The sequence below is a fragment of the Agrobacterium pusense genome (genome assembly GCF_013285525.1).
Lineage (GTDB): Bacteria > Pseudomonadota > Alphaproteobacteria > Rhizobiales > Rhizobiaceae > Agrobacterium > Agrobacterium pusense.
The window spans coordinates 1,792,022-1,818,860 of record NZ_CP053856.1 but is presented as its reverse complement, the minus strand read 5'-3'; the positions used below and the strand labels follow the sequence as shown (position 1 = coordinate 1,818,860).

General features: G+C 58.9%; 23 protein-coding genes. 12 read left to right on the top strand and 11 right to left on the bottom strand.

What is annotated here, in order from left to right:
• The first annotated feature begins 42 nt into the window (after window positions 1-42).
• The gene (locus HQN82_RS08920; RefSeq protein WP_004442978.1) at window positions 43-318 is read left to right on the top strand and encodes a hypothetical protein; all 276 of its coding nucleotides are present in this window, start codon (window positions 43-45) and stop codon (window positions 316-318) included.
• 59 nt (window positions 319-377) lie between these two features.
• Here the strand turns inward: HQN82_RS08920 and HQN82_RS08915 are convergent, their stop codons facing one another.
• Window positions 378-2,030 (bottom strand): Na/Pi cotransporter family protein, encoded by a 1,653-nt coding sequence (locus tag HQN82_RS08915; protein WP_045532041.1) that lies wholly within the window; start codon window positions 2,028-2,030, stop codon window positions 378-380.
• A 173-nt stretch (window positions 2,031-2,203) separates the two neighbouring features.
• Window positions 2,204-2,677, bottom strand: a complete 474-nt coding sequence (locus tag HQN82_RS08910; RefSeq protein WP_004442975.1) for a tRNA (cytidine(34)-2'-O)-methyltransferase — start codon at window positions 2,675-2,677, stop codon at window positions 2,204-2,206.
• Window positions 2,678-2,911: 234 nt separating this feature from the next.
• On the opposite strand from HQN82_RS08910, the gene HQN82_RS08905 reads away from it, so the two are divergent.
• The 3 genes from HQN82_RS08905 (at window position 2,912) to HQN82_RS08895 (ending at window position 8,524) form a co-directional block, all read left to right on the top strand.
• A complete protein-coding gene (locus tag HQN82_RS08905; protein WP_037089774.1) occupies window positions 2,912-3,787 on the top strand; it encodes a phosphodiesterase in 876 nt (291 codons plus the stop codon).
• Between the two features lie 376 nt (window positions 3,788-4,163).
• Window positions 4,164-6,014 (top strand): ABC transporter ATP-binding protein, encoded by a 1,851-nt coding sequence (locus HQN82_RS08900; RefSeq protein WP_045532037.1) that lies wholly within the window; start codon window positions 4,164-4,166, stop codon window positions 6,012-6,014.
• Window positions 6,015-6,619: 605 nt separating this feature from the next.
• Entirely contained in the window at window positions 6,620-8,524 is a 1,905-nt protein-coding gene (locus tag HQN82_RS08895) for an ABC transporter ATP-binding protein (protein WP_345791260.1), read from the top strand.
• Between the two features lie 9 nt (window positions 8,525-8,533).
• On the opposite strand, the gene HQN82_RS08890 is transcribed toward HQN82_RS08895, so the two are convergent.
• On the bottom strand, window positions 8,534-9,466 hold the full coding sequence (locus HQN82_RS08890) for an endonuclease/exonuclease/phosphatase family protein (protein WP_006699460.1): 933 nt from the start codon (window positions 9,464-9,466) through the stop codon (window positions 8,534-8,536).
• Window positions 9,467-9,775: 309 nt separating this feature from the next.
• Between HQN82_RS08890 and petA the strand changes: the two genes are divergently transcribed.
• From petA to HQN82_RS08870, 4 genes are all read left to right on the top strand, one after another.
• Window positions 9,776-10,354 (top strand): ubiquinol-cytochrome c reductase iron-sulfur subunit, encoded by a 579-nt coding sequence (gene petA, locus HQN82_RS08885; protein WP_004442965.1) that lies wholly within the window; start codon window positions 9,776-9,778, stop codon window positions 10,352-10,354.
• 14 nt (window positions 10,355-10,368) lie between these two features.
• Entirely contained in the window at window positions 10,369-11,652 is a 1,284-nt protein-coding gene (locus tag HQN82_RS08880) for a cytochrome b (RefSeq protein WP_004442963.1), read from the top strand.
• Window positions 11,653-11,674: 22 nt separating this feature from the next.
• Entirely contained in the window at window positions 11,675-12,562 is an 888-nt protein-coding gene (locus tag HQN82_RS08875; protein WP_004442961.1) for a cytochrome c1, read from the top strand.
• A gap of 225 nt (window positions 12,563-12,787) precedes the next feature.
• Window positions 12,788-13,330 carry an adenine phosphoribosyltransferase gene (locus HQN82_RS08870; protein WP_004442960.1) on the top strand — a complete coding sequence of 181 codons (543 nt, stop codon included), beginning with the start codon at window positions 12,788-12,790 and terminating at the stop codon, window positions 13,328-13,330.
• Between the two features lie 43 nt (window positions 13,331-13,373).
• Here HQN82_RS08870 and HQN82_RS08865 read toward each other — a convergent pair whose 3' ends face one another.
• The 3 genes from HQN82_RS08865 to ychF form a co-directional block, all read right to left on the bottom strand.
• Window positions 13,374-13,841: a MaoC family dehydratase gene (locus HQN82_RS08865; RefSeq protein WP_072494690.1), complete on the bottom strand. Its 468-nt coding sequence runs from the start codon at window positions 13,839-13,841 to the stop codon at window positions 13,374-13,376.
• Window positions 13,838-14,311, bottom strand: a complete 474-nt coding sequence (locus HQN82_RS08860) for a MaoC family dehydratase (protein WP_004442958.1) — start codon at window positions 14,309-14,311, stop codon at window positions 13,838-13,840. Before HQN82_RS08860 ends, HQN82_RS08865 begins: the two co-directional genes overlap by 4 nt.
• Before the next feature lie 297 nt (window positions 14,312-14,608).
• The gene (gene ychF / locus HQN82_RS08855) at window positions 14,609-15,712 is read right to left on the bottom strand and encodes a redox-regulated ATPase YchF (protein WP_004442957.1); all 1,104 of its coding nucleotides are present in this window, start codon (window positions 15,710-15,712) and stop codon (window positions 14,609-14,611) included.
• A gap of 241 nt (window positions 15,713-15,953) precedes the next feature.
• Between ychF and clpS the strand changes: the two genes are divergently transcribed.
• Entirely contained in the window at window positions 15,954-16,265 is a 312-nt protein-coding gene (gene clpS / locus HQN82_RS08850; protein ID WP_006699463.1) for an ATP-dependent Clp protease adapter ClpS, read from the top strand.
• A gap of 3 nt (window positions 16,266-16,268) precedes the next feature.
• Here the strand turns inward: clpS and HQN82_RS08845 are convergent, their stop codons facing one another.
• The 5 genes from HQN82_RS08845 to HQN82_RS08825 form a co-directional block, all read right to left on the bottom strand.
• Window positions 16,269-16,721, bottom strand: coding sequence for a GNAT family N-acetyltransferase (locus HQN82_RS08845; RefSeq protein ID WP_173614770.1), 453 nt, complete (start codon window positions 16,719-16,721; stop codon window positions 16,269-16,271).
• Between the two features lie 7 nt (window positions 16,722-16,728).
• Window positions 16,729-17,445 (bottom strand): aminoacyl-tRNA hydrolase, encoded by a 717-nt coding sequence (gene pth, locus HQN82_RS08840; RefSeq protein WP_004442954.1) that lies wholly within the window; start codon window positions 17,443-17,445, stop codon window positions 16,729-16,731.
• Between the two features lie 99 nt (window positions 17,446-17,544).
• Window positions 17,545-18,258, bottom strand: coding sequence for a substrate-binding periplasmic protein (locus tag HQN82_RS08835; protein WP_037089780.1), 714 nt, complete (start codon window positions 18,256-18,258; stop codon window positions 17,545-17,547).
• Between the two features lie 16 nt (window positions 18,259-18,274).
• The gene (locus HQN82_RS08830) at window positions 18,275-20,662 is read right to left on the bottom strand and encodes an EAL domain-containing protein (protein WP_112766605.1); all 2,388 of its coding nucleotides are present in this window, start codon (window positions 20,660-20,662) and stop codon (window positions 18,275-18,277) included.
• Between the two features lie 297 nt (window positions 20,663-20,959).
• On the bottom strand, window positions 20,960-21,568 hold the full coding sequence (locus tag HQN82_RS08825) for a 50S ribosomal protein L25/general stress protein Ctc (RefSeq protein ID WP_004442950.1): 609 nt from the start codon (window positions 21,566-21,568) through the stop codon (window positions 20,960-20,962).
• A 302-nt stretch (window positions 21,569-21,870) separates the two neighbouring features.
• Here HQN82_RS08825 and HQN82_RS08820 point away from each other — a divergent pair, with 302 nt between their 5' ends.
• From HQN82_RS08820 to adh, 3 genes are all read left to right on the top strand, one after another.
• The gene (locus HQN82_RS08820; RefSeq protein WP_173614769.1) at window positions 21,871-23,952 is read left to right on the top strand and encodes a putative bifunctional diguanylate cyclase/phosphodiesterase; all 2,082 of its coding nucleotides are present in this window, start codon (window positions 21,871-21,873) and stop codon (window positions 23,950-23,952) included.
• Window positions 23,953-24,046: 94 nt separating this feature from the next.
• Window positions 24,047-25,006 carry a helix-turn-helix domain-containing protein gene (locus HQN82_RS08815; protein ID WP_006699467.1) on the top strand — a complete coding sequence of 320 codons (960 nt, stop codon included), beginning with the start codon at window positions 24,047-24,049 and terminating at the stop codon, window positions 25,004-25,006.
• Between the two features lie 173 nt (window positions 25,007-25,179).
• Complete coding sequence (adh, locus tag HQN82_RS08810; RefSeq protein ID WP_112766604.1) at window positions 25,180-26,697, top strand: aldehyde dehydrogenase; 1,518 nt, start codon at window positions 25,180-25,182, stop codon at window positions 26,695-26,697.
• Window positions 26,698-26,839: the final 142 nt, after the last annotated feature.

Here is a 26,839-nt window from a genome sequence, read left to right as displayed (position 1 = left end):
TCGACACTATCTTTAAAGACGTAGGTGCCAGAGGTGAATATCATGACGAAATTTACCGGACCGCCGCCCCTCGACGGGCTGAAGCGCAGAATTGCCAATCACCGCAGGGAGCGCGACAGCGCCGGCGGCGAACAAAAGCGTGAGGGCATGTTCGTGCGGCAAACGTTTTGTCTGGGACGCGAAGAAGCCCGCGCCAAGGCCCGAGAATGGTTCGACAGCTTTCCCAAGGCCGCTTACTGGACGGAAGTGGAAAGCTGGCGGCAGCTGGAAGGTGACCGCATCGAATTCACCATGCGCCGGCTTCCCTCGGCAGACTGATTTTTAGAGTGCTTTCGTCTTTCCGTACCGAAAAAACGGACCAGATTTTCTAAAATCCTCTAGGCGCGCGGCTCAGCATATCGCAAACGGCTTTCGATCAGCACGCCGCTTTCATCCAGAATGGGGTGCGCCACCGAAACGATATGGGCGTTGATACGCTTGAGGTCGCGCAGCATGTCGAGATGCAGCGAGCTTGTCTGCATGCTTTCCGTCAGCCCGTCGCGCAGCCGCTCCAGATGGCGGTTGGAGGATTGTTTTTCGAGGCGGCGAATATCCACCTTGCTTTCCATCAGCCTGCGGGCAAGTTCGAAATCGCCGGTCACCAGAATGCTCTGGGCGGCGCGCAGGTTCTCGATGGTCATGTCGAACAGGGTCTTCAACTCCTCATAACCGTCATCGGAAAATTTGAAGCTGTTCAGCACCTTCTTGCGGATCTGTTCGCAAATGCCCTTTTCGATGATGTCGCCGATATGTTCGAGGTTGATGGCATAATCGATGATTGCGATCGAACGGCGGGCATCCTCATCGTCAAGCCCCTTGCGGCCGAGCTGGGACAGATAGACCTTTACTTCCTGCTGGCGGCGGTCGACCTTTTTTTCGAGCAGGGATATTTCGGCAAGCGGCGCCAGGTCGTTGTGCTTGAAGGCGTTTTCGGCGCGGATCAGCATTCGCTCGATGCTGTCGCCGACGCCCAGGACCTCCCGCGTTGCATTGGCCAGTGCCACCACCGGCGTTGCCAGCGCCTGTTGATCGAGGAAATTCGGGCCGTCTTCGGCTTTCGGATCACCGGGAACCAGCTTCGTCATCAGGTCTGAGATGAGGCCCGAGAAGGGCCATGCGAGCGCGGCCAGGATGACGTTGAAGATGAGATGGGCGTCGACCGGCAGTTTCGCGGGTGAAAGCGGCAATTGCTGCAGGAACTCCGCGCCATAGGAGGCGAGCGGCAGGGCGATGAGGCAGCCAGTGGTGCGCACCGCGAGATTGCCTATGGTGATGCGCCGCGCCGAGGCGGGGCCGGAAAGCGTGGCGATGACCGGAGGAATGGCGCCGCCGAGATTGGCGCCGAGAATGAGGACGATGACGAGGCCGGTGGAAAGCGTTCCGGTGGCCGCAAGCGACAGGATCAACACCACCACGGCAAGGCTGGAGGAGGAGACGAAGGCAAGCACCGCGGAGAAAATCAGCGCAACGGGCCAGGCCCCGTCGAGCAGGCCGATAAAGACGGCAAGCGCGGGCGAGGCGCGCATGGGCTCGGTCGCGCCGCTCAGCAGATGCAGTGACAAAAGCATCAGGCCGATGCCGATCAGCGCCGTTCCGCCGCCCTGCCTGGCGTTGGAGCTTCCCTTCTTGAGCACGATGCCCGCGAGGATCAGAAGCGGTGACAACCATTCGACGCCCGCCGCTACGATCCACGCGGTCACGGCGGTGCCGACATTGGCGCCAAGCAGCACGACCTGTGCCATGCGCGGCTTGATGAGGTCCCGTTCGGCGAAGGAGGCGACGGTGAGAGCGGTTGCCGTGGAGCTCTGCAGCGCGACGGTGGCGAAGAAGCCGGAAAAGAAGGATCGGGGCCCGTTCTGGGTGCCGGTGGCGAGTACGCTCCTCAGTTTCATGCCAAAGGCACGGGTCACGCCATCCTTCACCTGGGCGAGGCCGAAGAGCAGCAGCGCGACCGCGCCGAGAAGATTGACGATGACAATGGTGGACTGCATGCGACGTCTCCACACACCCGCCGGCGGACCGTCTCGGCGAGGGCGATTTTTATTGTCCGGCTAATCAGTATAGGAGCGTGAACGCCTCCGGTACAGGCCGGGTTGCGACAGTTTCGCGGCAAAAACGGCCAATTTTCAAATTTGCCTGAAAAATTGGCTGTAAAGATGGCAGGTCAGGACCATGAGGTCTGGCGCAAGGCCTCACCGGTGACCATCGCAGCCGACATCGCAACGTTGATCGAGCGCTGCCCGGCGACCATCGGAATGATGATTCGCTCATCCGCCTTTTCATGCACGTGATCAGGCACGCCCGCACTTTCGCGGCCAAAGAGCAGGATATCGTCGGCACGATAGGTGATATCAGTATAGGGCTGGGCTGCCTTGGTGGAGGCGAGGACGAGCCGCCGGCCGGTGGTTGCCCGCCATTCCTCGAAGCGATCCCAGCTGACATGGCGCGTGAGGGCGGCCGCCGCAATGTAGTCCATGCCGGCCCGTTTCAGATTGCGATCCGAGATGTCGAAACCTGCGGGTTCGATGATGTCGACGCCAAGGCCAAGGCAGGCGGCCAGCCGCAGGATGGTGCCGGTATTGCCGGGAATGTCGGGCTGGTAAAGGGCGATTCTGATTTCGGTCGTGGTGCCGGACATGGAGATCTCACTGCGGTTGCTGTGCTCGTCCGATTATCACGCGCGGACAGGGGACGACAGGCAGTTTGCGAAAAGTCCCTCTCGGGTGTCATTCCAGACCGGATATTCATGCGCGTGACACACTGGGCGGCTACCCATTCACCAGTACATCATCAGGCTTGCCCGAACCATCGGGAACGGTTGACGTCGGCCTACTTGAGCCGGATCTTCTGCACGCAGGAACAGGGGGATAGCATGTCCGAACGGGTGAATTTCGTCCATCTGACCGATCTGCATGTGGGCAATCCGCAGGTGCAGGATGACGATCTTTATTCAGAGACCTCGGCCACGCTTTCCACGACGCTTGCGCAGATCAAGGCGCTGGTGCCGCCGCCCGAATTCATCATCGTCAGCGGCGATCTGACCAATCGGGGCGATGCCGGCAGCTATGAGGAGCTCAAGCGTCTGATAAAGGAAGCGGAACTCGGTATGCCTGTGCTCTTCGCGCTCGGCAATCACGACCGCCGCGATGGATTTTATCCCGTGATGCTCGATCGCCACGAGGATCTGGACGAGCCCTATGACCATGCCGAGGTGATTGCCGGCATTCACATCATCGTCATGGACACCAGCGTTCCCGGCAAGGTCGGGGGTGCTTTCGAACCCGGACAGGTCGAATGGCTTGAGGATGAGCTGGAAAACCATCCCGAATTGCCGAAGCTGCTGGTGATGCACCATGCGCCGGCGCTTGATTTCGACCGTCCCGATGCGGAGTGGGAATCCCTGTCCTTTGACGATACCGAGATTCTGGACGAGCTGCTGTTCGAACATGATGTCATTGGTATTCTGGCAGGCCACATCCATTACGACCGCATGTCACACTGGCAGGGCATTCCCATCGTGGTCGGTATCGGCCAGCATTTCGCGACCGATCCTCTATGGCTGCATGAGGGCGTACGCATGCTCTCCGGCGCATCTTTCGCCATCGGCACGATAAGGGATACCGGCCTGACCGTCACCTTTGCCCCGCAGCCCAGCGACCGGCGGGAACTCAAGCGCCATACTCAGGCCGGAATGATCGAGTTGATCACGGAATATGAGAGTGGTCAGGCGCAGGACGCAGCCGAATAAGGCGGTGCAGCACGGCAGGCGGCGGTCGGAAACCTTTGCGGGTAAATCCGTCCCTTTGTGCTACTCGACCATCTCGAGTTTTCGAGCGTGTCGGTGTCTTTCCGGCTGGTCATTGCTTAATTTTTGCGCTACAAGGCCATATCTTCAACACCAGCCAAGGGAGGTTCTTATGCCAAATGACATTCGTATTCGCCTCCCGGCCCCAGTAGTGCTGCTGCTGGCCTAGGTGTTACTCCGCGGCTCGGCCGCGTTTCCCATATTCCGATTCGTCATGTGGCTGTCACGGCCATGTTCAAAGACTTTTCCGTTCCGTCGTGGGCCATATTGCGTCCGCTTACCTTTGACGACGGGGCGATTTATTGCCGGAGCTTGGCCTATGTTTGGCTGGTTTGAAAAACGTCTCGATCCCTTTCCGTCTTCGACGCCTTCCGTGCCGCCGAAGACGCTTCTGCCGTTCCTGTGGCATTATGTGAAGCCCGCCTGGCCGTGGCTGCTGCTGCTCGGCCTGATGTCGATGGGCATCGCCGTTGCGGAAGCGATGCTTTACAAATTCCTCGGCAATATCGTCGACTGGCTTTCCACGGCCAATCGCGAGACGTTTTTTGCCGATGAGGGCTGGCATCTGATCATCATGGCCGGGCTGGTGCTGTTTCTGCTGCCGCTGATGGGCGCGATCCACACCATGACGATGCACCAGACGCTTGCCGGCAATTTCGGCATGATTGCGCGCTGGAAAATGCACCGTTTCCTGCTGCGCCATTCCATGACGTTTTTCGCCAATGAATTTGCTGGCCGGGTTTCGACCAAGGTCATGCAGACGGCGCTGGCGATCCGCGAAGTGGCACTGAAGGTCATCGACGTCTTCGTCTACGCGATCAGCTTTGTCGTTTCGATGCTGTTCATGGTCGCGGCTGCCGATTGGCGACTGGTTATCCCCCTTTTGGTCTGGCTGGGTATCTACATGGGTATCCTCGCCTATTTCGTGCCCAAGCTCGGCCGGCTGGCGCAGGAGCAGGCCGATGCGCGCTCCATGATGACGGGCCGGATCGTCGACAGCTATACGAATATCTCGACGATCAAGCTGTTTTCCCATGCGGGCCGCGAGGAGAGATACGCGCGTGAGGGCATGAACGTGTTTCTCGGAACCGTTCACCGCCAGATGCGCAAGATTTCCGGCTTCAACATCCTGATCGACCTGAACAATGCGGTGGTTCTGTTTTCAACGGCCGCGCTCGGTCTTTATTTCTGGATGCAGGGTTCGGTGACGGCCGGTTCGGTTGCCATCGCCATCAGCCTTGCGATGCGCGTCAACGGCATGTCGCAGTGGATCATGTGGGAAGTCACCTCACTGTTCGAAAATATCGGCACGGTCTATGACGGCATGTCGATGATGACGAAGCCGCATGACATCGTCGACGTTCCGAAGGCTCCGGAACTTGCGGCCCCGCAGGGCGGCATCCGCTACGACAACGTCCGCTTCCACTATGGCAAGAACAAGGGCGTGATCGACGGGCTGACGCTTGATATCAAGCCGGGCGAAAAGGTCGGTCTGGTCGGGCGTTCGGGGGCGGGCAAGACGACGCTGATGAACCTGCTGCTGCGTTTTTACGATCTGGAAGGCGGCAGGATCACCATCGACGGTCAGGACATCTCCAAGGTGTCGCAAGACAGCCTGCGAGAATTGATCGGTGTCGTGACGCAGGATACGTCGCTGCTGCACCGCTCGATCCGCGACAACATTGCCTATGGTCATCCGGAAGCCACCGACGAGCAGGTGATTGCGGCAGCAAAGCGGGCCAATGCCTGGGATTTCATCGAAACGCTGGTCGACATGCATGGTCGCCAGGGCCTCGATGCCCAGGTAGGTGAGCGCGGCGTGAAACTGTCGGGCGGCCAGCGCCAGCGTATCGCAATTGCGCGCGTCTTCCTCAAGAACGCGCCGATTCTGGTACTTGATGAGGCGACCTCGGCGCTCGATTCAGAAGTCGAGGCGGCAATTCAGGAGAACCTGTTCTCGCTTATGGAAGGCAAGACGGTGATCGCCATTGCCCACCGTCTCTCGACGCTGACCGAAATGGACCGGCTGATCATTCTGGACAAGGGCCGGATCGTGGAAGCGGGCAGCCATGCGGAACTGGTGGCAATGGGCGGCATTTACGCCGATCTGTGGCGGCGCCAGTCCGGCGGCTTCATCGCCGATCACGAGGCGGAAGCGGCTGCGGAGTAGTGGATACAGGAGGGCGGGGAATAGTCTCCGCCCTTTCGCTTATGATGCACATTCTCGCCTTTCCCCGTCACGCCGGGCTCCGTCCACTGCTGTCCGGTTTAAATTCTGGCCAGGCTACAATCCGTAGAAGTCGGTGGCGAAGGGTGGAATTCACTCAACGTCATCCTCGGGCTTGTCCCGCGGATCTGATCACGTCGAATAAAATCAATACGTTGCACATCCTCGGGTCAGGCCCGAGGATGACGTCGGCGCGATTTGCTCGACTTTCCTTCCTATTGGGGAGAGGCCGCTCTTCTTTCGCGTACGCCCAAGGCAAAAACCTGAAATCCTCTTCGAATGAGATGCTTGCGCGTCCTCCAGAAATTTAAATCGGACAGGAGTGGACTTGATCCGGCATCCCGTCACGGCGCGTCTGCGCCGTAAGACGCGTCTTTGCGGTCAAGGACTTGATCGCAGAGGACCCCGGATCTCGTCCGGGGTGACAGCGTAGAGCTTGCCGATGCGCAGAATGTCGCTGGGTGGATTTCAAGATCGGGAACATTCCCAGCCCCTTTTTCATTCTCGGAACGTTACCGAAATATAATTTCTCACCGTAGCCTCCGCGGCTGTTCCCGCACCGGGAATCCGCCTATATCCGGATCATGCTCATTACCCGCATCTTCGAGTATTTCGAGAACTGGATAAAGCCCTTCGACCGCAAGGACGATTTGCGGCCGCCGGAAAGCACGTTCGCCTTCATCTGGTTTTATATTTCGCAGGCGAAAGCGCCGTTCTTCGCGATGCTGGTGCTGGGTGGGCTGACTGCGGCCATCGAGGCGGCGCTTTTCTGGTTCGTCGGTCGGCTTGTTGATATTCTCTCGACGGTAAAACCGGAAGAAGGCTGGGCCGGGTTGCTTTCCACCCATGGCGGCGAGCTCGTCGGCATGCTTATCCTGATCGGGGTCATCCGCTTCATCGTCACGATGCTGACGGCGCTGGTGGATCAGCAGATCATCACGCCCGGCTTCTACAACCTGGTGCGCTGGCAATCCTACATGCATGTGGCGCGGCAGTCGCTGACCTTTTTCCAGAACGATTTTTCCGGCCGCATCGTCACCAAGGTCTGGTCCGGCGGGCAGGCGGCGGGCGACCTTGTGACCTCGTTGATGGAAAGCGTCTGGTTCGTCGGTATCTATTCCGTCTCGATGCTGTTTCTGATCGGGGGGCTGGACTGGCGGCTTGCGGTCGTCGTCGTTGTCTGGGTGGCGATCTTCTCGCTGCTGGCGCGCTATTTCGTGCCGCGCATCCGCTATCATTCAAAAGAAACGGCGGAAGCCGCCTCCATGCTTTCCGGCCGCATGGTAGATGCCTACAGCAATATCCAGACCCTGCGGCTGTTCGGGCGCGACGACGCCAATGACCGCTACATGCGGCAGGGCTTCGATATCTTTCAGCGTGCGACGATGACGTTCACGCGGTTCATTACCGGCGTGCGGGCATCGATGGCGCTGCTGTCAGGCGTTATGATCACGTCCATGGCGGCTCTCTGCATCGATCTGTGGCTTTCCGGCAAGATCAGTTCCGGTGCGGTGGCCTTCACGCTGGCGCTGGTGCTGCGTCTCAATTTCCTGCTGGGGCGCCTGATGACGCAGTTCAACGGCATCATGCGCAATTTCGGCACGGTGCAGAACGCCGCCGAGTTGATCTCTCAGCCGATCGGTCTGGTCGATGCGCCTGACGCGGTTATGCTGGAGGTTAAAAAACCGAGCATTCGTTTCGAGAATGTCAGTTTCCACTATGGCCGAAAGAACGGCGTCATCGATCATCTCAATCTCGACATCTGGGCAGGGGAAAAGGTCGGCATCGTCGGACGCTCCGGCGCGGGGAAATCCACCCTCGTCAATCTGCTGCTGCGGTTTTACGATGTCGAGAAGGGACGCATTCTCATCGACGGGCAGGATATTGCGGGTGTAACCCAGGAATCGCTGCGGGCCCATATCGGCATGGTTACGCAGGACACCTCGCTGCTGCATCGCTCTATCAGGGACAACATCCTGTTCGGCCGCACCGACGCCAGCGAAACGCAATTGCAGGAGGCGACGCGACGGGCCAAGGCGGACGACTTCATCAAGCGGCTGGAGGATCAGCGCGGACGCACCGGTTTTGACGCCCATGTGGGCGAACGCGGCGTGAAACTCTCCGGCGGCCAGCGCCAGCGTATCGCCATTGCCCGTGTGATGCTGAAGGATGCACCAATCCTCGTGCTTGATGAGGCGACCTCGGCGCTCGATTCCGAGGTAGAGGCTGCGATCCAGAGTAATCTGGACGAGCTGATGCAGGGCAAGACGGTGCTGGCAATCGCCCACCGCCTTTCGACCATCGCGGCGCTCGACCGGTTGATCGTGATGGATCAGGGGCGCATCGTCGAGCAGGGCACACATTCGGAACTGGTCTCGCGGGGCGGACTCTATTCGGAGCTCTGGGCGCGGCAATCGGGCGGGTTTCTCGCGGCAGACGAGGCGATCCCGTAAAGCGCGGCGCTATTTGCCGATCATGAAGTCGGCCATCAGACCGTAATGATTGGAGCCGAGACTGTCCGGCAGGCGCGTGGTTTTTATCAGCGTTGCCGGTTCACGGGCGAAGATATGGTCGATGGCTATGCCGAAACGTCCTGCTTCCGTTGGCCAAGTCGCGGGTTCCCAAGGCGCTTTCCTGAGATCGTTGGCGGCCAGAAAATCCCGCATATCGGGAGCGATGCTTGCCGAATTGAAGTCTCCTGCAAGAATGAGCGGCCCGGTGACGCGGTAGAGAATTTCGCTGACCTCATCCAGCTCGTCGCGGTGATAATCGTCGAAATAGGGCTTGGTAAGATGTGCCGCGGCAAGCGTGACTTCCCTGCCGTCGAGATCGATTTTGGCGATCGCGAAACGGTCGCGGCGCAGGTCGCTAAGACTATGAAAATGGCCTTCGAGCAAAGGCCGCTTCGACAGGATCACGAGGTCACAGCCTGGCGTTCCCTCGAAGCAGCCCAGCCTGTGCGGATATGTCTGTTGCAGACGCGGCAGAGCCGATTGCAGGGCGTCCGCTTCAAAGAGATAAACCGCATCGGCGTGTGATTCGACAATCGCGTCGGCAATCACCTCCGCATTGGCGGCGTTATCCATCAGCACATTGAAGGAAAGCAGCCGGAACGGCTGCGCATCCGGTGCGGCCGTGGCCGATGTCGAAAAATCCAGAAGCATGGACACCGCATGGACGGCGAGCGCAATCGACCAGACCAAGAGCACGGCGGAAAAGGCGTCGCGCATGAGCCAAAATACCAGCCATGACAACAGGATGCAGATAATGGCGATATGAAGCTGGAAGCTGGTGACGAAGGCAAGAAGCCAGAAATCGGTGATGTAGCGCAGACTGGCAATGACGAGAACGGCAGCAACCGCCGTGGAGACCATGCACGAGAGCTTCGCCGTCATCCGAATCCCTGCTTTCCAAGCTCTCCCTCGTAGTCTCCTAACATGGCGCCTTTGGGTGCACAATGTTGCCCGACTGCCAGAGGCGGCGAAAAAATGAGAAGCAAATCGGGCGCTTCGGGCAGAATTACGGCAGCTTTGTGTGCTTTGCTCTTGCCAAGTCGGTCAATATTTTGCGATCACACAGAGTGACGCGGTTTCTTGATGCCGCAGTTGTGTCCAGGACGGTGGGACGGAGATTGTCCTGGATCAAATCATAGCGGGAGGACTCATGCGATTTACGGCAAAAACAGCGCAGAGGATGGTGTAGCGGTGAGCGAGCACGTAACCAATCACGACGCTTCGGGTGAACCGACCCGTCGCGATTTTCTTTATCTAGTGACAGGAATGGCGGGCGCCGTCGGTGCCGCCGCAGTTGCATGGCCTTTCATTGACCAGATGCGCCCCGATGCATCGACGCTGGCGCTGGCCTCCATCGAAGTGGATGTCGCGGCGGTCGAGCCGGGCATGTCACTTACCGTCAAGTGGCGCGGCAAGCCGATTTTCATCCGCAACCGCACGGAAAAGGAAATCGAGGAAGCCAAGGCGGTCGCTCTTGGCGAACTCAAGGATCCGGTGGCGCGCAACGCCAACATTGCCGCCGACGCGCAGGCGACCGATATCGACCGTTCCGCCGGCGAGGGTAAGGAAAACTGGATCGTCATGGTCGGTTCCTGCACCCATCTCGGCTGCGTTCCGCTCGGCCAGGCCGGCGATTTCGGCGGATGGTTCTGTCCCTGCCATGGCTCGCACTACGATACGGCGGGCCGCATACGTAAGGGTCCGGCGCCGCAGAACCTCGCCATCCCGACATTTGCATTCACATCCGATACCGTGATCAAGATCGGATAAGGGGACAGATATTCATGAGTGGTCATTCCAGTTATCAGCCGTCCACCGGCATCGAGAGGTGGATCGATTCGCGGCTTCCCTTGCCGCGCATGATCTATGACAGCTTCGTTGCCTATCCTGTCCCGCGTAATTTGAACTACGCCTACACTTTCGGCGCGATGCTTTCCGTCATGCTGATCGTGCAGATCCTCACCGGCGTCGTTCTGGCCATGCATTATGCGGCCGAAACGACGGTTGCCTTCAATTCCGTCGAAAAGATCATGCGCGACGTCAACCACGGCTGGCTGCTGCGCTACATGCATGCCAACGGCGCGTCGTTCTTCTTTATCGCGGTTTACCTGCACATCGCCCGTGGCCTCTATTACGGCTCCTACAAGGCGCCGCGTGAAATCCTCTGGATTCTTGGCTGCGTCATCTTCCTGCTGATGATGGCGACGGGCTTCATGGGCTATGTTCTGCCCTGGGGCCAGATGTCCTTCTGGGGCGCGACCGTCATCACCGGCTTCTTCACGGCGTTTCCTGCCATCGGCGAATGGATCCAGCAGTTCCTGCTCGGCGGCTTTGCCGTGGATCAGCCGACGCTGAACCGCTTCTTTGCGCTTCACTATCTGCTGCCCTTCATGATTGCGGGCGTCGTTATCCTGCATATCTGGGCGCTGCACGTCACCGGCCAGACCAATCCTACCGGCGTCGAAGTGAAGAGCAAGACCGACACCGTTCCCTTCACGCCCTATGCGACGCTGAAGGATGCGCTCGGTGTTTCCGTGTTCCTGATCGGTTATGCCTGGTTCGTCTTCTACATGCCGAACTTCCTTGGCCACCCTGATAACTACATCATGGCAGATCCTTTGAAGACCCCGGCGCATATCGTTCCGGAATGGTACTTCCTGCCGTTCTACGCCATGCTGCGCGCCATCACCTTCAACATCTGGGTCATCGATTCCAAGCTGGGTGGCGTTCTCGTGATGTTCGGCGCAATCGTCGTGCTGTTCTTCCTGCCCTGGCTCGATACGTCGAAGGTTCGCTCCGCCGTCTATCGTCCCTGGTACAAGATGTTCTTCTGGCTGTTCGTGGTGAATGCCATCATGCTCGGCTGGCTGGGTTCGCGCCCGGCGGAAGGCACCTACGTCATCATGTCGCAGATCGGCACGCTTTATTACTTCGGTTTCTTCCTCGTCATCATGCCGATCCTCGGTCTGGTCGAAACGCCCCGGCGTATTCCGAATTCGATTACCGAGGCCGTTCTCGAAAAGAACGCCGCCAAGTCGGGTGCCGCGCCTGCGGCTGCCGAAATCTGAGCGCGAAGGAAGGATGACGACAATGAAGAAGCTTGTAACGAGCATCGCGCTTTTCGCCGCCATCGGCTGTTCCTTCACCGTCGCCTCGGCGGCGGAGGAGAGCCATGACCTCGCCACCAAGACGGAACATGCGATTGCCGGGGGCCACTTCCCGGTGATCAAGCCCGAGGAGCAGAGCTGGTCATTTGCCGGTCCTTTCGGCAAATATGACAAGGGCCAGCTGCAGCGTGGTCTCAAGGTCTACAAGGAAGTCTGCTCGGCCTGCCATTCCATGAGCCTTGTCTCTTTCCGTACGCTGGAGGATCTTGGCTATTCGGAAGAGCAGGTAAAGGCTTTCGCCGCTGAATATGAAGTGCAGGACGGTCCGAATGCCGACGGCGAAATGTATAATCGCAAGGCCGTGCCGTCAGATCATTTCCCGTCGCCATTCCCGAACCATGAGGCGGCTGCTGCCGCCAATGGTGGCGCCGCACCGCCAGACATGTCGCTGCTTGCCAAGGCGCGCGGCGTGGAGCGTGGTTTCCCGCAATTCATCATCGACATGATCCCGATCGTCGGCGGTTATCAGGAAGGCGGCCCGGATTACATCCATGCGCTGCTGACCGGATATCAGGACCCGCCGGCTGGTGTTGAAGTGGCCGAAGGCACACATTTCAATCCGTATTTCGTCAGCGCGGTCGCGTTGAAGATGGCCCCGCCCATCAGCGCCGATCAGGTGACTTACGACGATGGCGCGCCGCAGACCGTGGATCAGTATTCCAAGGATGTGGCCGCCTTCCTGATGTGGGCTGCAGAACCGCATCTGGAAGAGCGCAAGCGCACCGGCTTCATGGTCATGGTGTTCCTGTTCATCTTCACCGCGCTGATCTATCTCACCAAGAAATCGGTCTACGCCAACAAGGAACATTGATCGGCACTACGGTGCCGGCAGTCATCGGCCCCCATGGCCTCCATGGGGGCCTTTTTATATGAAGTCTGCATTGACCTGGTTGTCGTTCACAAGATGCGGATTTGCGATGCTCCATACCAATCGGCGTTGGCCGAAGGTTGCGCCGGTCCTTTTTAGTTGGTGCGCCGCCGTCAAGTTGATAGGGTGGCCCGAACCATCCATTTCCCATTTTTAACTGGAAATACCATGACCGTTATCGCTTCGGAGCTTTCCGCTGCCATCCGTTCCATTCCCGACTATCCGAAGCCGGGCATCATCTTCAGGGACATCACCACGTTGCTTGGCAATCCCCGCGCATTCCGCCGCGCCGTGGACGAACTCGTGCAACCTTATGCGGGAACGAAGATCGACAAGATCGCGGGCATGGAAGCGCGCGGCTTCATTCTGGGCGGCGCGGTAGCGCATCAGCTTTCGGCCGGCTTCGTGCCGATCCGCAAGAAGGGCAAGCTCCCGCATGCCACTGTAAGGGTTGCCTATAGCCTGGAATACGGCGTCGATGAAATGGAAATGCATGTTGATGCGGTGCAGCCGGGTGAAAAGGTCATTCTGGTCGATGACCTGATTGCGACCGGCGGGACTGCCGAGGGCGCGGTCAAGCTTTTGCGCCAGATGGGCGCGGAGATCGTCTCCGCCTGCTTCGTTATCGATCTGCCTGATCTCGGCGGCCGCAAGAAACTCGAGGACCTCGGTGTCGAGGTACGGACCCTGGTGGAATTTTCCGGTCATTGAGCGGCGGGTGGGGCAGGTCGCAACGACATGCCCCGAAGCTCGCTTATTCGAATTCCAGAACCCCGCTCTGGAAAGTCAGGACGGTCTCTCCCGACTGGTTGACCCCTTCGTTAAATGTGGTGTTCAGCCAGATACCGGCCCGGGATTCCAGCGCCCGGGTATCGAGCAGGGTGACGAAGTAGGTGACATCGTCTCCCGCGAAGACCGGCTTTTTCCATTTAAGTTCGCGAAAGCCCGGTGAAGGGCCGAGTTTTGGCGGTTCAAGGCCCTCAAGCTTCAGTCTTTTAACCTCTTTGGCCCAGTACGAGAGAAAACACTTCATCCAGCCTGCACCAGTGTGCCATCCAGATGCGCAAAGTGCGCCAAAAACGCTGTTCTTTGCGGCTTCGGCATCAAGATGAAATGGCTGCGGATCGAAATCGCGGGCGAAGCGAATAATGTCTTCGGCGGAAAAATGCAGCGTATCGAGGGTCACTCGTTCGCCGATCGGGGAGAGTTCTGCCAGTATCATGCCGCAATACCTCCATTGCCGCGCATCAGGAACATCACGGTGTTTTCGCCGTGCGACACCAGAACGTCGCGCTGGTTATAAAGCTCGTGGCGAAATTTCACGAGGCCGATACCGGGGCGCGAAGCCGAAGGGCGCTGCTCCAGCACGATGGATTTCCCAGAAAGCGTATCTCCTGCCAGAACCGGCTTCTTCCAATCAACGTAGTCGATGCCGGGGCTGCCCTGCGACGTCGAATCCGAGATATAGCTGTCCGCCATCATTCGCATCAGCAGACTGCAGGTGTGCCAGCCGGAAGCTGCAAGCCCACCAAGAATGCTCTGGCGGCCTGCTTCTTCGGAAAGATGCATGGGTTGCGGATCGAATTCGCTGGCGAAAGCAATGATTTGCCCCGCGGAGATCGGTTGCGGTCCAAGCGGAAACTCCCGCCCTACCGTGAAATCCTCGTAAGCATAGGTCGCGACCGGCGCCATGGTTTCCTCCCTTCGCACAGTCAATACCGTCGCATCTAAGAGGATTTTTCCCTTTACGTAAAGGTCAAATCGGTGGCGTAATATCGGAGCGGGAAAGCGCTATGGAGCGAACGGATGCGTCTCGCATCTTCCCCCGCCGCGGAGAAGGTCGCGGCAGCGGGATGAAGCGGGCGAAGGTAGTGAGCTGCGGCAACGTCGCCCTTCATCCGACCCTTGGGGCAATCTTCTCCCCGGTCGGGGAGAAGAAACAAGCGGCTGGGTCCGCCCCATAAAAGAAGCAAGCCCGTTCAGATCAAATCAGGTATTAAAGCGGAAGTGGATGACGTCACCGTCCTGAACCACATATTCCTTGCCTTCGTCGCGTCCCTTGCCAGCTTCCTTGGCGCCGACTTCGCCCTTGTAGGTAACGTAATCGTCAAAGCCGATGGTGAAGGCGCGGATGAAGCCGCGTTCGAAATCGCTGTGGATGACGCCCGCGGCGGCGGGTGCTTTGGTGCCGCGCACGATCGTCCATGCGCGTGTTTCCTTGGGGCCGACGGTGAAATAGGTGATGAGGTCGAGCAGGTGGTATCCCGCACGGATCAGCCGGTCGAGGCCGGCCTCGTTAAGACCAAGGGCCGAGAGAAATTCTTCGGCTTCATCGGCTGGAAGCTGCGCGACTTCGGCTTCGATCGCCGCCGAGATGATCACGCATTCCGCACCCTGTTGCTTCGCCATTTCCGCGACGGCTGCTGTGTGCTCGTTGCCGGACGATGCGTCGGCTTCCGAGACGTTGCAGACATAAAGCACCGGGTGCGATGTCAGAAGGTTGAGGCCTTTGAGGATTTCGATTTCCTCGTCCGCCAGTGTCTTCAAAAGCAGGCGTGCCGGCTTTCCGTCGGTGAGCAGCGCGATGACGGCTTCCATGACAGGCAGTTGGGCCAGCGATTCCTTGTCCTTGCTGGTGGCGCGTTTGCGCGTCTGCTCGACGCGGCGTTCCAGGCTTTCGAGATCGGCGAGCATCAGCTCGGTCTCGATCGTTTCGGCATCGCCAACCGGGTTGATGCGGCCTTCCACATGGGTGATATCGTCGTCTTCAAAGCAGCGCAGCACGTGTACGACGGCATCGACTTCGCGAATGTTGGCGAGGAACTTGTTGCCGAGACCCTCGCCCTTCGATGCGCCGCGAACCAGACCGGCAATATCGACGAAGGAGATGCGGGTCGGGATGATTTCCTTCGAGCCGGCGATGTCGGCAAGGATTTTCATGCGCGCATCGGGCACCGCCACTTCGCCGGTATTCGGTTCGATGGTGCAGAAGGGATAGTTGGCGGCCTGTGCGGCGGCCGTTTTCGTCAGCGCGTTAAAAAGAGTGGACTTGCCGACGTTCGGCAATCCAACGATACCGCATTTGAAGCCCATGGCTTGAAACCTGTCCGTTTGAAAGAATTCGTTGAGGAGCCTTTTGCGGAAAGGGCGGGGGAAGGTCAAGCCCGCGGGTCGATTTGGGCCGGCAAAGGCTTCTTAAAGGCGAGGAATTCCTGACAGACTTGCCGATGGCGTGGTTGCGGCGCAATATATGCGGGTCAAGCGATCGATCTTTCGTCATCAACGGGGTTTTCCCATGAGCAACCGCGATGAACGGCAGGCACGAGCGGCCATGATGAGCGACAGTCCTGTCGATCTCAAACCAAAACCGAAGGTCAAGCCAAAGCTGGAGCGGCCGAAGCTCTACAAGGTCATTCTGCTGAATGACGACTATACGCCACGTGAGTTCGTGACTGTGGTGCTGAAAGCCGTGTTCCGCATGAGCGAGGAGGCCGGCCACCGGGTGATGATGACGGCGCACCGTTTCGGCAGCGCTGTGGTCGTCGTTTGCGAACGTGATATTGCCGAGACGAAGGCCAAGGAGGCGACCGATCTCGGCAAGGAAGCGGGATTTCCGCTGATGTTCACGACCGAGCCGGAGGAGTGAGCATCAATTCTGCCGAATCTGAAAACCGGTCTTGTTCTGCACGAAGCCGCAGCTTTCGTAAAAGGCGTGAACCCCCGGGCGTTGTTGCCCTGTCAGCAGCATCACCTTGTAACAATTCGCCGCAAAAGCCGCCTCGACGGCATGGCGCACGACCGCGCGGCCATATCCGCGGCCGCGACGGTTTTCCAGTGTCACCACGTTTTCGATAAGAGCATAGGGACGGGCGGCGCGCGTGAGATTTGGAACAATCTGCAGCGTGGCGGTAGCGACCGCTTCCTCGCCTTCGGTCGCAAGAAACACGGTCAGACCCGGCTGGGCGAGCATGGCCGCAAAAGCCGTCTTTGCTTCTTCCGTCGTCATTTCCGGGTCGGATGGATTAAGCGCCCGGTAGAGATCAAGCAATCCAGCCAGATCGCTGGTTCCGGCTTCGCGCAGGGTGATGGTCTTCGAAGACATTCGCGATCTAGTCCTTCTTGCCGAACATCCGCTTCAGCATCTCGGCCATCGGCCCGGTCTCCGGCAGCTTTTTAGGCTGGGCGCTGTTGCGTGCCTGGTGGATATGAGACTGCGCGGCGGGTTTGGCTGCCTTGGCCGGCTTCTCGGCTTCGGGCTTGCTGCCCGTGGCCAGCGCCAGCTTGTTCATCAGCTGGGAATCCTCCGCCTTCACCAGCATGGCGGCGTTGTCGGCAATCGCATCCAGCAGCGGCTCCAGCCAGACCCGGTCGGCCTTGGCGAAATCCCCCAGCACATGGCCGTGCACGCGCTCCTTGTCACCGGGATGCCCAATGCCGAGGCGCAGGCGTCGGTAGTCCTTGCCGCAATGGGCGTCGAGCGATTTCAGGCCGTTATGGCCACCGTGACCGCCGCCGGTCTTGATGCGCACGCGCCCGGCCGGAAGATCGAGTTCGTCATGGATGGCGATGATGTCCGCCGGCGTGAGTTTGAAGAAGCGCATCGCTTCGCCCACGGATTCGCCCGACAGGTTCATATAGGTCTGCGGTTTCATCAGCAGGACCTTTTCTCCGGCGATCTCGCCTTCGGAAATCTCGGCCTTGAATTTCTTTGACCAGGGCGCGAACGAAGGCAGGCGCTGTAACGCATCCACCGCCATGAAGCCGATATTGTGCCGGTTTCCGGCATATTGCGTGCCGGGATTACCAAGTCCTGCGATGATCTTCATGAAGCATGTCCGCGTTGTGCCTGATGATGCTGTTGTCACCACCCTGAAATCCGCTGGCTGTCAATCTTTTTGTGGGGTTGCGGCAATGCCGGCCGACGCTCAGGGCCTGATGAGATCGTAACGGTCGAAGATCCGCTGTTGTGTCCCGTCGGCGATCAGCTCATCGAGACGGGCCTGCAATTTCGCGATAACCTCGTCCGGCACGCTCTTGTTGCAGGCAAGCCCAAGCTGCTGTCTCGACAGCGTTATCACTTCCCTGAAAGTGTGCGCCGGCAGGCTTTTGAAGGTGCTTTCCGACATGGGCATAAGGTCGATGCGTCCGGCCGTCAGCTTGTGAAGCGTGATCTCGAAATCCGCGCCGACATCCACCTGCGGAAAACCGAGCGTTTCCAGAAGGGTTTCGGTGTAGTCGCCGCGCTGGGTTCCAACCCGGTATTTCTTGGCGTCTTCGAGGCTCAGGACATTGATATTCGCCTTGCGCCGCGCCACGAGAATGTTGCGATCGATGTGGATTGGCGAGACCCATTTGAAGAGCTTTTCCCGCTCGGCGGTCCGCGCCGTGGCGAAGGCACAATGCATCGGCTGTGTTGTGGCAAGGGCGATCGCCCGGGCCCACGGCATGACGGCGACCTCGTAGCTGGTGCCGGTGTCCTCAAGAATGATCTTGAGCTGGTCGAAATAGACGCCGCGTACGCTGCCGTCACTGCCCTGCAGGTTGTAGGGCGGGTAGACTTCCGTGGTCAGGAAAAGCTTGGCCGCGCAGACGGGATTGGCAAGAGCAAGAAAGACCAGGCAAAAGCGGATCAATCCCATAACTACTCCCCGCGGCTCAGGCTTGTCGCGCCGCTGTGCGGCTTTGTCCAGACCCGGCCTCATAGGCGGCAATCAGCCGCTCGACGGGCTGCGGGCGAGCGAAAAAGTAACCCTGGCCATAATCGGCACCCATATCCGCCAGAAGCAGCTTCTGCTCCTCCGTCTCGACACCCTCGGCGATGACAACGCAATTCATCTTGTGCGAGATGGCTGCGATACCTTCGACCAGCATGCGGTTGCGCTGCCGGATTTCCACCGTATCGTCGCAGATCGAGCGGGTGAAGGATTGGTCGATTTTTACAATATCGACCGGAAAGCGGCTGAGATAGCTGAGCGACGAGTAACCCGTGCCGAAATCATCCAGCGCGATGCGGCAACCCAGCTGATGGATGGCGGTGAGGATCGCCCGGATCTGCGGATCGTCCTTCATGATGACCGCTTCGGTGATTTCGATGACCAGCCGCCCGGGAAGAATGCCGTGCCGGTGCAACAGTCCGGCAATGCGTGTCGGCAGTCCCGGTTCGAACTGCAATGGCGAAAAATTCACCGCCACATAGGTTTGCGTCATGCCCGGCAGGCGCGATAGCCTGGCGAGATTGGCGACCGACTGATCAAGGATCACGTTGCCGATACGGTGAATGGTTCCGTTCTCTTCCGCAAGGCTGATGATGGCAGCAGGGGAAAGCAGCCCCTTATCCGGATGGTTGAGGCGCAGCAAGGCCTCGAAACCCGCTGTCTGGCCGGTTGCAATGTTTTGAATTGGCTGAAAATAGGCCTCGAACCAGTCTTCGGAAAGCGCCTGCGCGATATCCCGTTCCAGTTCCGCATGTTCGCGGGCCCTGTCCATGATCGAGCTGTCGAAGACCTGGGAGCCGTTCTTGCCCGTCCGCTTGCGGGTATACATGGCCATGTCGGCGTTCTGCAGAAGCTCGGAGGCACTCGCGGCGTGAAGAGGGTAGACCGCCATACCGATACTGGCGCTGAGGCGGATGCTGTTGTTCTCGATTTCAAATGGAGTGTCCAGCAGGGTGCAGATGCGCTCACAGAACTGCAGGGCGCGCTCTTCCACCTTGTCACCGGCCAGCAGGATTGCGAACTCGTCTCCGCCCAGACGCGAGGCGCTGTCCAGCGGTGTCAGCAGCGGCTGCAGTTTTAATGTGAATTCGCGCAGAACGGCATCGCCTGCGGCGTGACCGAGATTGTCGTTGATGGCCTTGAACCGGTCGAGATCTATGAACAGGCACGCGAGTTCGCTGCCGTTCCTGTCCGCATCGCGAATCTGCAGGTCGAGGATGGCCTCGAAGCCCTGACGGTTGAAGAGGCCGGTCAGATGGTCGGAAATGGCCTGCTGGCGATTACGCTTTTCCGACTGCCGAAGTTCGGTCACGTCGGTCATAACGCAGAGGCAGGTGCTGTGATGGGCCGTATCGCTGGAATCGAGGGCTTTTTCTAGGATAAGGGCATCCATGACGCTGCCATCCCTGCAGTGGAAGCGAACGGTGATGCCTGCCTGTTGGGTGTCAGCCGCCTGATGCGCCGCCTTGCGTTCCTGGAATAATGTCTGGTCATCGGGGTGGATGAGGTCGGCGAAATTCAGACCGAGTATTCTGGCGCGGTCATAACCGGTAGCCTGCACCCAGTAGTCGCTGACGGCGGCGATCCTGTCGTGCCTGTCCAGCGAAAACAGCATGGCGGGCGTGCGGTTGTAGATTTCCGTCTTGCGGGCGTGGGCGTTCTTTATCTCCAGCTCTTCCTTTTCGAGCTGGCTCTGCATTTCGTTGAAGCTTTTCGCCAGCCGGCCGATCTCGTCTTTCGACCGCCAGTCGACGTGGTGGCGGGAGCCGAGGCGTCGTGTCGCTTCTATTGCCGCGGCCAGCCGCATCAGCGGGCGGATGACCATGAAGCGGTTACCGGCAATGGCGGCAAGGACCATGGTGAGAATGGCGAGGATGAAAATCGTGATAAAGGCCAGTTCGGTGCGGCTGAGGGAGGTCAGAAGACCGACATCATCGTAATACACCGTCAATTGGCCGACCGTGACGGGCCCCTTGGTCGTCTTGTAGATGACCTCGCGTGTCGTCGAGGCGGCATCCTGGATGATGTCGCTGCCGGCGGTCTGAACGACATCAAGCTGGCCGGATGTATCCTTAACCTCGACCATACGGATCATGGGATCGGAGACAAGGGTTCCGGTAATCTGGTTTATCGTGTCGTCATCGAGGTCCCACAGGGGGCGGGCCAGCGCCTGCGTATTCGTCGACAGCAGAATTTCGATATGGTTGCGCTGGCTGCGAATAGCCTCGTTATAGGAAAGTGTCAGCAAAAGCGTGAAGAGCGGGGCGACCACTGTAAGAAGTGCGCCGGAAACAATCGCGATAAAGCGACTTTCGACGGAATGAGCCATGTTCGATTGCAGCTACCCTTTGCCCAAGACTTGCTGCGCCCTGTTTCATCCTTCCGGACAGAGATGCGTCAGATCCCGGGCCGAGCCCTTTCCCCACGCTATTTCTCGACCCGCCGGTGTTTCCATGAGGGCGCAAGGGTATCGTTTCATGGAAGTGTTAATCGACGCTGAAACACGAACCGCATCGCTGGCGGGGAGCGGGCTTTCTGTTTTTAAAGTTCATAAAAACTAAAAGGCCCGTTCCGGAAACGGAACGGGCCTCGTTCTTCAAAGCTGTCCGGCCTTGCGGCCGCCGATTTATTCCTCGGAAGCTTCTTCAGTTGCTTCTTCTTCAACGCCTGCTGCCGGGGCAACGATCGTTGCGATCGTGAAGTCACGGTCGGCGATAACGGGCGTGATGTTCTTCGGCAGCTTGACGTTCGAGATGTGAACGCTGTCGCCGATCTTCAGGCCGGAGAGATCAACCGTGATGGCTTCCGGAATGTCGTTGGCCGGGCAGTGGAATTCCACCGTGTGGCGAACGATGTTCAGAACGCCGCCGATCTTGATGTCCGACTTTTCTTCGTTTTCGAAGTGAACCGGAATTTCGACGTTGACGAGCGTGTTGCCCGAAACGCGCAGGAAGTCGACATGCATGGTGAAGTCGCGGACCGGATCAAGCTGGTAATCCTTCGGGAGAACCTTGATCTTCTTGCCGTCGACGTCGATCGTCGCAACCGTCGTCATGAAACCGCCGGCGTGGATACGCTTGGTGACTTCGTTGGTGGACAGGGCGATAGAAATGGGGGCCTGCTTGTCACCATAGATGACAGCGGGAATCAAACCGTTGCGGCGAAGTTCACGAGAGGACCCCTTACCAACTCGTTCGCGCGCCTCGGCCTTGAGCTCATACGATTCTTTGCTCATGGCAATTCCTTTCGAGGTTATATGGAGAGTTCATGCCCGCGGGCGCTGAACTGGGGAGGCGGCAAGCGCCATCCCACCCGCGTTGCCTCCAAGGGTGTCTACACGGGTGCGGGCGCTATAATACAAACGGGAGACAAAGACAAGAGAGGCCTGCTTTTCGATCGCACGCCTTGCGGGTTTATTAGGTTGTACTAATTCACTCGCATGTTGCAACTTTTAATATGTGCTTATCCATTCATGTAAACCGGGCGAAAACTTGGCGAATGATAAGGCTACGCGAAATTCCAACTGCGTAGATGACAATGCTCAAAGTTCTCCAGTGCCTTACCATCGATCACGACTATCGATATACCGTCGCAGCGGTTTTCGTCTGCATGCTCGGTAGTTTCGTGTCGATGCGCCTTTTTTCGAAAGCACGTCTGGCGACGGGGGTGCAGAAGGTCAACTGGCTGTTTCTGGCAGGTGTCAATGGCGGCGCGGCGATATGGACCACCCATTTCGTGGCGATGCTGGGCTATGTTGCTGCGGGTGACGTGGGATACGATCCGTATCTGACCGGGCTGTCACTTCTGATTGCGATTACCACAACGACTGCCGGTTTCGGAATTTCTGCCTATGGCGGGCGCAGCGTGCTGGTGGAAGCCGGTGGGATCATCCTTGGTCTCGGCATTGCAGCCATGCACTACACCGGCATGGCGGCCTACAATGTTCAGGGCATGATTTTCTGGGATCAGAACTATGTCATCGCGTCCCTCGTGCTGGGGGCAGTGCTGGGCGCCGTTGCAGTCAATCGGGTCTCGCGGCCCGTTAATCGGTTCTGCCAGTACAGCGCGGTGGCGTTTCTCATCCTGGCGATAGCGTCGATGCATTATACCGGCATGGCCTCCATGTCTTTCGCCTTCGACCCGCGTATCATCATTCCTGAAAATCTGCTGCCGCCGGCCATCATGGGCGGAGGCGCCATTGCGGTTACGCTGTTGCTGCTGGCGCTGGGGCTTTCCACTTATGTCATCGACGCCCAGTCCACCCAGCAGGCGGTCGCCCGCTATCGCCATCTTTCGCTGCACGATCCGCTGACCGGCATTCCCAACCGGGCAGCCTTCATCGAACATCTCAATCGTCGCACGCGTCATATTTCGTTGGGCGCACACACCGCGCTTCTTTCCATCGATCTCAACCGTTTCAAGGAAATCAACGATGTGCACGGCCATGCGGCGGGCGACGCCGTGCTTCGCACCATCGCCGACAGGGCGAGTTCCGTGCTGAAGGCCGGCGAATTTCTGGCGCGCATGGGCGGTGATGAATTCGTGGCGATGACAAATTCCTATTATACCCGCGCCGACGGCGCCGAATTCGCCCAGAGGCTGATCGACCAGATCAGCAGGCCGGTGGAATGGAACGGGCAGACATTTTCGGTCGGTGCGAGTGTCGGCATTTCGGTCCGCAATACCGGCTCCATCGATGCCGATACGCTGATGGCGCAGGCGGATGTCGCGATGTACCGAGCAAAAAGCGGCAGTTCGGATACGATCTGCTTTTACGATAAATCGATGGATGAGGCCGCGCGTGAGCGCAATGTACTTGCCGTCGCCATGCGTAGCGGCCTCGCCAATAACGAGTTCGAGCTTTATTACCAGCAGCAGAACGACACCAGAAGCGGCAGCATCGTCGGTTTCGAGGCGCTTTTACGCTGGAACCATCCCGATCGGGGCATGATTTCTCCCGCCGAATTCATTTCGATCGCGGAGCAGACGGGGTTCATCGTCGAACTCGGCGAGTGGGTTCTGAGAGAAGCCTGCGCGCAGGCGGCACTCTGGAAAAAATCGCTTTCCATTGCGGTGAATGTAGCGCCGCAGCAGCTTGCGGATAACGAGTTCCCGGACAAGGTCGAAAAAATCCTGACAGAAACGGGCCTTGCGCCTGAAAGGCTCGAGCTGGAAATCACCGAGGGCAGCATCATCGCCGATCACCGCCATGCGCTTGTCACCATCCGCAAGCTCAAGGCGCTCGGCGTCAAGATCGCGATGGATGATTACGGCACGGGCTATTCCTCGCTTTCGACGTTGCAGAGTTTCCCTTTCGACAAGATCAAGATCGACCGCGCCTTCATCGACGGGCTGTCGACCAATGTGCAGTCCGAAGCGATCGTGCGTTCGACGCTCATTCTGGCGCATAGCCTGAATATTCCCGTGCTTGCGGAGGGTGTGGAAACCAAGGCCCATGTCGAGTTCCTGCGCCGCGAAGGCTGCCTGCAGGTGCAGGGCTTCTTTTTCGGCAAGCCCGGTCCGCTGACATCCATTGCCAGCCTCGTGGATGATACCTTCCTGTCCATTGAGGACGAACCGGAGGTCACTGCCGGCAGGCGTTACTTCAAGGCGGTCTGACCGTCAGCTACGCCTCCGATGCCGGTCGCGAAGTTTTTTGTTGAAACATCGACGCTTCCAGCGCACCATCGCCCAAAAGCTTTGGGAGGAGCGCATGCCGACTGACATCGCCCATGCGGAACGCGTGTATGAAACCGCACGCCACCGTTCCGCAGCCGCAAGTTCGCCGATTGTCGCCTCGTGGCGTCGCTGCATGGTCAAGCACCGTCTTGCACCGGAAGAAAATCGCAAGCCGATCTTTCTCAGCGAGACGGAGTTTCGGCGCGCCCGTGAAAGTGCCGCTGGCCTGATTGCTGAAAGCACCGACGAACTTGACCGAATTTTCCACAGTGTCGGGAGGTCCGGCTGCTGCCTGCTCCTGACCGATGCTCAGGGCGTTGCGCTGGAGCGGCGAGGCGCGTCCGGCGATGATCGCGATTTCCGGGCGCTCGGCCTCTGGTCCGGCGCCGTCTGGAGCGAAGAGAGCGTTGGCACAAACGGCATAGGCACCGCGCTTGTCGACGAGCGTTCGGTGGTTGTCTATCGTGACCAACATTTCTTCACGTCGAATACGGAACTGTGCTGCACCACGGCTCCCATTCGCGATCATACCGGCCGGGTGACGGGTGCGCTCGATATTTCCACCTGCCGCGATGACATCAACGAGATGACCTTTTCTTTTGTCACCCAGGCGGTGAAGGACGCGGCGCAGCGCATCGAGGGCAATCTGTTCCGCCGTGCCTTTCCGGGGGCACGCATCGTCGTCGTGCCAAGTGGGTTCGGGGCGGCGCTTTCGCTTCTCGCCGTGGATCAGGACGATCTCGTGCTCGGCGCGACCCGCGCCGCTCGTCTTGCGCTGAAGCTGGACGATGCCCGCATCGCGCAAGGTCTCCCGGCCGCGGATATCCTGCAGGAACAGCGCCATGACAGCGGTTCCGACCTCGCGGAAGCGGAGCGTTCGGCGCTGCGGCGCGTGTTGTCGCGCACCAACGGCAATGTCACGCAGGCCGCGTCCTTGCTCGGCATCAGCCGGGCCACGCTTCATCGCAAGATGAAGAAATTCGACGTTCATTGACGTTCTTGTTGTTGCGATCCGGCCGATCGCGCCGGATCAACGCGGCTTTGTCGCAGATGTGAGACAATGTGCGCTGCGGAACCGCGTCGCCCCTCTACCGAACCGTGCCATCTGGGCCCACCTTCCTTTCATGCGGTCCGCTCAGGATCGTTTTCATCAGGGAGGATGAAATCATGAATATTCAGGTTCAGCAGAAAGCGGGCGAAGCGCCCTTCAAGCTGAAATACGGCAATTACATTGGCGGCAAATGGGTGGAGCCGAAATCCGGCCGCTACATGGACAATCTCTCGCCGGTGACCGGCCACAAGATCTGCGAAGTGCCGCGTTCGGATGCAGCCGACATCGAGTTTGCGCTCGACGCGGCCCACAAGGCCCGCGACAAATGGGGCAAGACGAGCATAACCGAGCGCTCCAACATCCTGCTTAAGATAGCCCAGCGCATTGAAGACAATCTAGATCTCATCGCCCGGGCTGAAACCTGGGATAACGGCAAGCCGCTGCGTGAAACCACCAATGCGGATATCCCGCTCGCCATCGACCATTTCCGCTATTTCGCAGGCTGCATCCGCGCTCAGGAAGGCACGATCGGCGAGATCGATAACGATACCGTCGCCTATCACTTCCATGAACCGCTCGGTGTCGTCGGCCAGATCATTCCATGGAACTTCCCGATCCTGATGGCTGCGTGGAAACTCGCACCGGCGCTTGCAGCAGGCAATTGCGTGGTGCTGAAGCCGGCCGAACAGACGCCGGCCTCCATTCTCATCGTGATGGAGCTGATTGAAGACCTTCTGCCGCCTGGCGTCCTCAACATCGTCAATGGTACTGGCCTTGAAGCCGGCAAGCCGCTGGCGCAGAGCAACCGCATCGCCAAGATCGCCTTTACCGGTTCCACCTCGGTCGGCAAGGAAATCATGCGTTATGCCGCAGACAACGTCACCAACATCACCTTGGAACTGGGCGGCAAGTCGCCGAACATCTTCTTTGCCGACGTGATGAATGAGGACGATGCCTTCCTCGACAAGGCGCTGGAAGGTTTTGCCTTTTTCGCGCTGAACCAGGGTGAGGTCTGCACCTGCCCCTCGCGTGCTCTGGTGCATGAATCGATCTATGACCGTTTCATGGAAAAAGCGATCAAGCGCGTTCAGGCCATCAGCCAGGACGATCCGCTCAATCCGTCGACGATGCTGGGCGCACAGGCCTCGCAGGAACAGTTCGACAAGATCATGAGCTATCTGGAGATCGGCAAGAAGGAAGGCGCCAAGGTTCTGACCGGCGGTGATCGCAAGACGCTGTCGGGTGATCTGAAAGACGGTTATTACATCCAGCCGACTGTCTTTGAAGGCAACAACAAGATGCGGATTTTCCAGGAGGAAATCTTCGGTCCCGTTGTTTCCGTCACCACCTTCAAGACCGTGGAGGAAGCGCTCGAAATCGCCAATGACACGGTTTACGGGCTGGGCGCTGGCGTCTGGAGCCGTGACACGAACATCGCCTACCGCGCCGGGCGGGGCATCGAAGCGGGCCGTGTGTGGACGAACTGCTATCACGTCTATCCGGCGGGTGCGGCCTTCGGCGGCTACAAGCAGTCTGGTATCGGTCGCGAGACCCACAAGATGATGCTCGACCACTACCAGCAGACCAAGAACCTGCTCGTGTCCTACAGCCCGAACAAGGTTGGTTTCTTCTGAGGTCCTCCCCGGAAGCCGGCGAGGGGCTGTGGTGCCAGGTCGCCGGCGTGTTCCCAGGGGCGCCTGCCCCTGGGAGCCCGGATCGGGCTTTCAGGCAAAATAAAAGGCCGGAGGTTTTGCCTCCGGCCTTTTTTGTTGCGCA